Here is an 8,149-nt window from a genome sequence, read left to right as displayed (position 1 = left end):
CCTCAATAACTTGGATTTGAGCAATGCCATCAGCATTTCCAACGGTTTGGGCATCAATGGGAGTAGCAACAGCAGCGTAACCCTCCCCGCCAACCAGTCGCTTACGCTGACATATCCGGTAACGGGGACGCCAACAGCTCCCGGTACTGCCACGGCGACCTTTAGTTCGGCACCGTTTGCGACCCTAACCACTAATTTTAACATCAGTGCAGCCACGGCGACTTTGGGTCCAGTAAAAGACCAGTTGATTGTGGCTTTAAACTACAATGGTCAAAAGTACCATTCGCCAGCCACTGGTATTCCAGACGGTTACGAGTTTGAGGTGAAAATCCCTTACACCAATGCCAACCCGACCAACGGCAGTTATTTGGCTTACGAGCAGATTTTGCCGCTTCAGAACGATACGGGAGGCACTCAGAACTTCAAGCTGTACTATCCTGCGGGGACTTTGGCGGGGGCAAGTGGAACGATTACGGCGAAGTTGCGAAACGTGTCGGGCAGCTCTTTCAAAGCGAAAACTTATGGTCCTGACGGTCAGCAGTACAATCTGATTTCGGGGGCATCGGCTTACACCATCACCTTTAATGGGAATATCTCCAGTACGCCGTTTGGGGTAAAAGCCACAGGCGGAATTCCCGATCGTTGCTTTGGTAAGACCACTTTGGAGTGTTTAGCAGATATGGGTAGCCCTTCGTCTTGGGCATCTACCGAAATGGAGCATCAGTTCATTTATATCCCCATTACAGGTCCAGATGGAAAAACTTGGTTAAACAACAACTTGGGTGCAGAGTATGCAAGAGTAGGTTCACCAGTCTTCAATCCTACACAGCAAGCCACCTCAAAAACCGACCATAATGCTTATGGTTCATTGTTCCAGTGGCAGAGAAAGCCAGACGGGCACGAGCTCATTACTTGGACAAGCTCAACAAATGGTACACCTAAATATACAGGTTCAGGTTCAGTGTCTTCTTCTTGGGCAAATGCAGGTACGAACAATTTTATACCGTATAATTCATCAGATTATTCATGGGTAACCTCTTCTGTTAATCAGCAAACTTCAAGTCATCAGTTGTGGCGTGCTAATGGAGCGAATAATCCTTGTCCTGAGGGTTATCATGTTCCTACTCTCGCGGAGTGGCAAGCGTTGCATACGGCAATTACAGGAGCTACTGGAACAACTTCCAGTGGTAATTCAAATATGTGGAACGAAACAGGCCTCCGTTTGCCGGCGTCTGGTTACCGTTGGTACAACGATGGATCGTTCAACAGTCGGAGTAGCTACGGCTACTTCTGGAGCAGCGAGGCGGGCAATAGTTCGCACTCTTGGGCCCTGTGGTTCAGTAGCAGTAGTAGCCGCGCGGGCAACAACAACTACCGAGCAACCGGGTTCAGCGTAAGGTGCCTCCAGGATTAGCACGCAAGTTCATTGGGGCTTATGCCGCCGGCCCGCCGAAGGCAAGCCGGCGGGGGGAGATGTCCACTCCAACTTTTCAAAAAGTAAGGAGTGGCTCTTCAAGACGAAATGAATGAAAAAAATAAGTTTTTTCTCCCTCCAAAAAGAACATTGTTTTTTTGAGGGAATAGCATAGAAAGTATGTTTTAGACACATACCTTCTTAGCCGAGAGGATGCATTGATAGGCTATATAAGCCCACTCCAGCCACACAAATAGTAGCGTCTTTTGTGTCGCGGTAGTCTATGCAAAGGTTCTTTTGGTGAGTTCTTTGAAATGTAGATAATTAAGGAAGTTTTGTCAATAGTTCTAAGATTCGAAAATGATCTTCCATCTGGGTATGAAAAACAAAGCAGACAAAATGCTACAAAGGTCTATACAATGGTAGGCAGAGTAGTCTGTGGCGGCTGATGTTTTCGAGCTGAACTATCAGTGAGTGATTTTTTCACTTCAGACAGGTTAGCTAATCCAAGTCCATACCTTTGCTAATAAGTCAGCGTGTTGTTTGGTGCAACAGCCGATGCAATGGGTACGAGAATAATGAGTGGGAATTCGCTTACATCTAAAAACTTAGGTGTATAGTGTGAATGGACTTTAACTGTGCGAGTTTGCTCGCCCTCTCTCTGTTGGCTTCGCCTTCAGAGTCGGGCTTTTTAGGGGTGCCTCCGTTTGCCGGCGTCTGGTAACCGTTGGAACAACGATGGGTCGTTCAACAATCAGAGCAGCAACGGCAACTTCTGGAGCAGCGAGGCGAACAATAGTTCGAACTCTTGGAACCTATGGTTCAATAGCAGTAATAGCAACGCGGGCAACAACAACAACCGAGCAAACGGGTTCAGCGTAAGGTGCCTCCAGGATAACTAAGCAGTCAGCTTAAGAACCCAAGAGGGTAACCCCTCCTTTAAGATAAATAAACTAAAGTATAACCCATAAAAACAAAAGTATTATGCCAGTAAAATTTAAAGTCATCGAAAGAGGTCAGCCGGGTGTAAGCGGCGGCGGTAACAAAAAGTGGTACGCTTCGCCCAACATGAGCGGAGAGAAAACCCTCACCGACCTCACCCAAGCCATCGAGAAAATCTCCACCGTTAGCGGGGCAGACATCCGTGCGGTACTCTACGCCTTGGTGGATGTGATGCAGTCTTCCCTTGCCGATGGGCAGATTGTCCGTTTGGGAGAGTTGGGCAGTTTGCGTGTGAGCTTTAGTAGTGAGGGCAAAGCTACAGAGAAAGAGGTAACCGCCAGCGCCATTAAACAGGCCAAAGTGATCTTCACCCCGGGCAAGGGCATCAAAGATACCTTAGCCACCCTCACCTACGAGAAGGTTTAGGCCAGCCCCTGAGTACCCTTTAAAAAACCGATGCTTATAAAATCTGAAACTTATAGGCATCGGATTTTTTTTTATAAGCATAGAATTTTTTTTTATCGGCATAATTTTTTTTAATCGCCCCGAGTTTATGAGGAAAAAAAGGGATTTTATCCTTTTTTTTGGAGGAAAAGGTATGGAGGAAGAGGACGGATCCGCGTTTTTAAAAGCGAATGCCGATTAAGCGGGGGAGGCGAAACGGTGGATACTTAAAGGAAAGGGGCGAGGGGGCGGTGGGAGGTCTCTAAAAAATAATACTCTATTATTTTGGTAGACTAAAAGAAAGGGTTATCTTTGCGACCTGATAAAAATGGTTTTAGGATTTTCTGGTCTTGTATAGGATTGATTTTCAGGTTTTATGTGGTAGGTTTGGCGAGAATAAGCATTGTATTTTTAGGAGAATATTTTATTGGAAAACAAAAAAACTAAACTTAGAAAAATATGGAAAAAGGCTTTACTAAAAAAAGTACCGGGGTTCTACTGACCGCGGGAGCGCTGTTTTTTTCGGCGGAATGGTCGGCGCAAAAAAGAGGTTCGGATTCGGCAAAAGTGGCCGAGGTGGAGGAAGTAGTCGTGTTGGGAAGCCGCGGCGGTGGACGCTCCAAGACGGACAGTCCCGTGCCGGTGGATGTGTTTAATCTCAAAGCAATGGCGGTAACCCTCCCTCAGACAAATCTTAATCAGATGCTTAACGTGATTGCGCCTTCGTTTACCTCTACGGTTCAGACCAATGCGGACGGCACCGACCATTTGGATCCTGCGCAATTGCGGGGGTTGGGGCCGGATCAGGCTTTGGTTTTGGTGAATGGGAAAAGAAGGCATACTTCGGCTTTGGTTAATGTTAACGGGGCGCCGGGCAGGGGTACTGTAGGGACGGATCTTAATGCCATTCCTGCTTTTGCGCTAAGTCGTATTGAGGTTTTGAGGGACGGGGCTTCGGCTCAGTACGGTTCGGATGCGATTTCGGGGGTGATGAACCTGACTTTGAAAAGAGATACGGGGAAATTGACGGGGCAGATTACGGCGGGGGCTAATCCCAGCTATGCTTCCAACGATCACACGGGAGGCATTGACGGGGAAACTTTTCAGGTGGATCTTAATTATGGAGCAAAAATTGGGAACCGAGGCGGTTTTTTCAATGTAACGTGGTCGTCCCAGCTAAGGGAGCGCACGTACCGTGCCGGAACAGAAAGTGGAGCTCTTTTCAATGCTTATAACGCGATCGAACGTCGGGCGTTGGAGAATGGGGTGAATCTTTCTTCCTTGTTTACTAACATCAATACGACCAGTAATGCTTCTCAGTTGGTTGGGTATATCCAACAATACGCTAAGGAGGTGGCTTATTTTTCTCCCGATTTTCAAAATCGGATTGCGGGAGCGGCCGGCATAGCACAGCTCCAATCGCTTTTAGGAGCAGATTATACGGATCAGGAACTGGCTTATCGGGGCTTGAGTCGTAAAGATTTTAATATGCAGGTGGGGCAGTCCAAACTGGCGAACCATCAGTTTTTTATCAATATGGAGGCTCCGGTGTCGGGCGATTGGAAGGTTTATGCTTTTGGTGGTTACGGTTACCGTCAGGGGACTTCGGGCGGTTTTTACCGCAGACCGAATCAGTCGCGGACGTTTACGGGATTGTATTCGGACGGGTATGTGCCTCAGATCCAGGCTGCTATTCAGGATTTGTCTTTGGCTTCGGGGCTTCGCGGAAGTTTGGGGGCATGGAAGGTGGATTTTAGCAACACGTTTGGGCAGAACCATTTCGACTACAATATTCTCAATACGGGCAATACGAGTTTGAGGTTTCTTTCGCCTTCGTCTTTTTATGCGGGAGGGCTTCGGTTTACCCAAAATACGCTTAATTTAGATGTTTCCAGGTCTTTGGATTGGCTTTCGGGGGCTAATTTGGCTTTCGGAGCGGAACAGCGGACGGAAAATTTCAAAATCAACGCGGGGGAGCCGGCTTCTTATTTGGCGTATGATGTCTTGGGGAACGAGCGGACTTTTCAATCGGTGAATCCGACGGACTTTTTTGGAAATGTGTTGCCGGGTGGCTCGCAAGTGTTCTCGGGGTTCCGGGCGGCAAACGCGGTGAATGAAAATCGTTATTCGGTAGCGGGGTATGCGGATTTGGAAGTGAATGCCACCGAGGCTTGGTTGGTGAACGGGGCGGTACGTTTTGAAAATTATTCGGATTTTGGCTCGACTTTCAATTATAAATTGGCGACAAGGTATAAGTTTTCGGATCGGTTTAACTTGAGAGCAGCGGGTTCTACGGGGTTCAGAGCCCCTTCCATTCATCAGATTTATTACAATATGAATTCGACGATGTTTCTTAACGGAGAGCTTTACGAGGTGGGGACGTTTAGTAATGTGTCGCCGATCGCCCGATTGCTGGGAATCCCGAAGTTGAAGCAGGAAACTTCTAAGTCGCTTAGTGCAGGATTAACGTACAGGTTGCCATCGGTTGGGTTGACCTTCACGGCGGACGCCTATTTTATTCGGATAGACGACCGCATTGTGCTGACGGATCAGTTTTCCCGTCCTCCGGCGGCAGGAGCGTTGCAGGATGCCTTTGATGCGGCAGAAGTGAATGCGGCCCAGTTGTTTGCCAATGCCATTGATACCGAAACCCGTGGGATTGACGTGGTGGTTTCCCATCATTTGAAATCAGGCAATTTTAAACTGAATAACAATTTGGCTCTAAATCTTAACCGTACCCGTAAGGTGGGCGGAATTCATGCTTCGGATTTGTTGCGGGAAGCCGGATTGGAAAGTGTCTATTTCTCCGAGCGTTCCCGTGTTTATTTGGAAGAGGCTGTGCCCAGGTTCAAGGCGAGTTTGTCGCATGAAGGGTCGTGGAAATCGTTAGCGTTTTATGTTCGGAACAGCTACTTCGGTAAAGTTACGGGGGCGGACGGAATTTTGGTGAACGGGGTAAGAGATGCGTTTGTTCATCAGATCATGCAGGATCGCGTGATAACCGATGTTTCGGTGTCTTTTCCTTTGCTTTCGTCGGTTACTCTTACGGTGGGAGCTAATAACGTGTTTGATGTTTATCCGAGTAAGAATGTGGTGGAAAACAATAATAACGACCAGTTTGTATATACCCGTTCCACGTCGCAGTTTGGTCTTAATGGACGCTATGTGTTCGGGCGGTTGAATTTTAGTTTTTAATTCGTACCGGCTGAATTGATTTATAAAAAATCGCTACTTCTTTTGAAATAGCGATTTTTTCGTAAGTGGTTGGGGGATTAAGAGGTTTTCCGAATCACTCCTTTTACGATTTTTATTACGCCGGGCATGGCTTTGTTTGCAGCCTGAAGCACTTCATCGTGAGAAACAGCGAAGGCGATATCTGGTCCGCCCAAATCGGTGATGATGGAAAGCCCGAAGCAGTCCATGCCTTGGTGTTTGGCCACGATCACTTCGGGGACGGTGCTCATGCCCACGGCATCGCCGCCTAGAGCGCGAACCATGCCGTATTCGGCAGGGGTTTCGAAGGTAGGGCCTTGCAGGGCAAGGTAGACTCCCTGATGAACGGGAATATTTTCTTCTTGGGCGGTTTCTAGGGCATTGTTCAGCATGGTTTTGCTGTAAGGTTCGCTCATGTCAACGAAGCGAGGGCCTAGTTCGTCGAGGTTTCGTCCTCTCAAGGGGTGTTCCGGCATCAGGTTGATGTGGTCGTTAATCAGCATGATGTCGGCGACTTTGAAATCGGGATTAACTCCGCCGGCAGCATTGGAAACGATAAGTTTTTTGATGCCCAAAAGATGGAAGACCCTCACCGGAAAAGTAACGGTCTGGATGTCGTGTCCTTCGTAATAATGGAAACGACCACTCATGAGAAGAACTTTTTTGCCTTCCAAAGTACCATAGATGAGCTTTCCTCCGTGGCCAACAACCGTGGTTTGAGGAAAATTGGGAATGTCTTGGTATTCCAGGGTGTGGATGGCTTCCACTTCGTCTTTTAGTGCTCCTAATCCCGAACCCAAAATGATGGCAAAATCAGGCGTTTCCTTCAGGATGTTTTGAATGAATGAAGCGGTTTCTTTTATTTTATTTAACATAGTCGGTAATGATTTGGTTAAACTCTTCTTGTTTGTCAATGGTGATGTTAATAGGCCAGTAGTACACTTTTTCTTTCATGTAATCAAAGGCTTTCAATCGGACGTAATCTTTCTCCGTGGTTAGGATGAGTTTGTACTCGCCCAGCTTTTTATATTCCTGCATGATGTTTTTCAGATCCTGCTCCGTGAAGTTGTGATGATCCCGAAATTTAAGGTGCTTCACCCGTTGGGAAAATTTGGACAGATGGTTTAGCAGAGGGGCAGGGTTGGCTATTCCGGTGATTAAAAGAATATCGTAATAAGCCAAATTGTTGTCGGGTAATTTTTTGTCCTTGCTATAGACGTGCTCGTCGTAGCTGATGGAGGAGAAAAAGACTTTTTGGTAATGGAGAGGTTTAATCCGGGAGATGAAATATTGTTTTTTCTCTTCGGTTAAATCATCGGGGCATTTGGAGACCATGATGATTTGGGCTCTTTTGGCTCCACTCCGGCTTTCCCGCAAATTTCCTGCGGGAAGAAGATGGTCTTTAAAGTAAGGGTCGTTGTAGTCGGTCATTAGGATATTCAATCCTGCTTTTATGGCTCGATGCTGCATGGCGTCATCCAAGATGAGAACCTCCAAGTCCATGTCGGCGATCATTTTTTTTGCTCCGGGGACGCGTTTTTCGGCTACCCCGATGACAAAGCGATTTTTGAAGCGTTCAAAGAGCTGCATGGCTTCGTCGCCTACGGTTTTGTAGCTGCTTTCGTAGTTGGTGATGCCGTAGCCTTTGGTTTGCCGGCCGTAGCCTCTTGAAAGGACGCCGGTTCTGTAATTTTTAGAAAGGAGTTCGGCCAAATGCATGACCATGGGGGATTTTCCGCTTCCTCCCACGGAAAGATTTCCGACGTTGATGACAGGGGTGCGGAACCCGGTGGATCGGAATAGTCCTATCGAATACATCAGATTCCGAACGCCGGAACCCAAACCATACAACAAAGCAAAAGGGTAGAGATACCATCTTTTCATAGGGTGCAAAAATAAGAAATTTCGTTTGTTTTTGAGGGCGATAAGAGGGATTTTATGGTGGTTAAAAAAACGAAAAACCAAAGGATTTCAAAAACAGACAGATAGGCGTGTTGCCTTTTGTGGGCGGCTTTAAAATTTACTTGAAAGTCCGAGTTTTTAGGTTTTTGATTTTGAATAGTTTTTAGCTTGGAGAGATGACTAAGGGGATGTGGGAAAGGGTTAAAATGAAAGAGACTGCTCTTTTTTTGAGGC

6 protein-coding genes are annotated in these 8,149 nt (G+C 47.0%); 4 read left to right on the top strand and 2 right to left on the bottom strand.

Annotated features, from left to right (window positions below):
• The 4 genes from VQ048_RS06890 to VQ048_RS06880 all read left to right on the top strand — a co-directional run.
• On the top strand, nt 1–1,414 hold a 1,414-nt coding region (locus tag VQ048_RS06890; protein WP_327610954.1), incomplete at its 5' end, for an FISUMP domain-containing protein.
• Between the two features lie 707 nt (nt 1,415–2,121).
• Complete coding sequence (locus VQ048_RS13070) at nt 2,122–2,316, top strand: hypothetical protein (protein WP_503619822.1); 195 nt, start codon at nt 2,122–2,124, stop codon at nt 2,314–2,316.
• Nucleotides 2,317–2,398: 82 nt separating this feature from the next.
• A complete protein-coding gene (locus VQ048_RS06885; protein ID WP_327610953.1) occupies nt 2,399–2,782 on the top strand; it encodes an HU family DNA-binding protein in 384 nt (127 codons plus the stop codon).
• A gap of 477 nt (nt 2,783–3,259) precedes the next feature.
• Nucleotides 3,260–5,995: a TonB-dependent receptor plug domain-containing protein gene (locus VQ048_RS06880; protein ID WP_327610952.1), complete on the top strand. Its 2,736-nt coding sequence runs from the start codon at nt 3,260–3,262 to the stop codon at nt 5,993–5,995.
• Between the two features lie 77 nt (nt 5,996–6,072).
• Here the strand turns inward: VQ048_RS06880 and VQ048_RS06875 are convergent, their stop codons facing one another.
• The gene (locus VQ048_RS06875) at nt 6,073–6,888 is read right to left on the bottom strand and encodes a purine-nucleoside phosphorylase (RefSeq protein WP_327610951.1); all 816 of its coding nucleotides are present in this window, start codon (nt 6,886–6,888) and stop codon (nt 6,073–6,075) included.
• Nucleotides 6,878–7,897 carry a tetraacyldisaccharide 4'-kinase gene (gene lpxK, locus VQ048_RS06870; protein ID WP_327610950.1) on the bottom strand — a complete coding sequence of 340 codons (1,020 nt, stop codon included), beginning with the start codon at nt 7,895–7,897 and terminating at the stop codon, nt 6,878–6,880. Before lpxK ends, VQ048_RS06875 begins: the two co-directional genes overlap by 11 nt.
• Nucleotides 7,898–8,149 lie beyond the last annotated feature (252 nt).

The organism is Bergeyella anatis, from assembly GCF_036016955.1.
Lineage (GTDB): Bacteria > Bacteroidota > Bacteroidia > Flavobacteriales > Weeksellaceae > JAYWXI01.
Note: the sequence above shows the minus strand (reverse complement) of the source record. Positions and strands in the feature narration are given on the sequence as shown.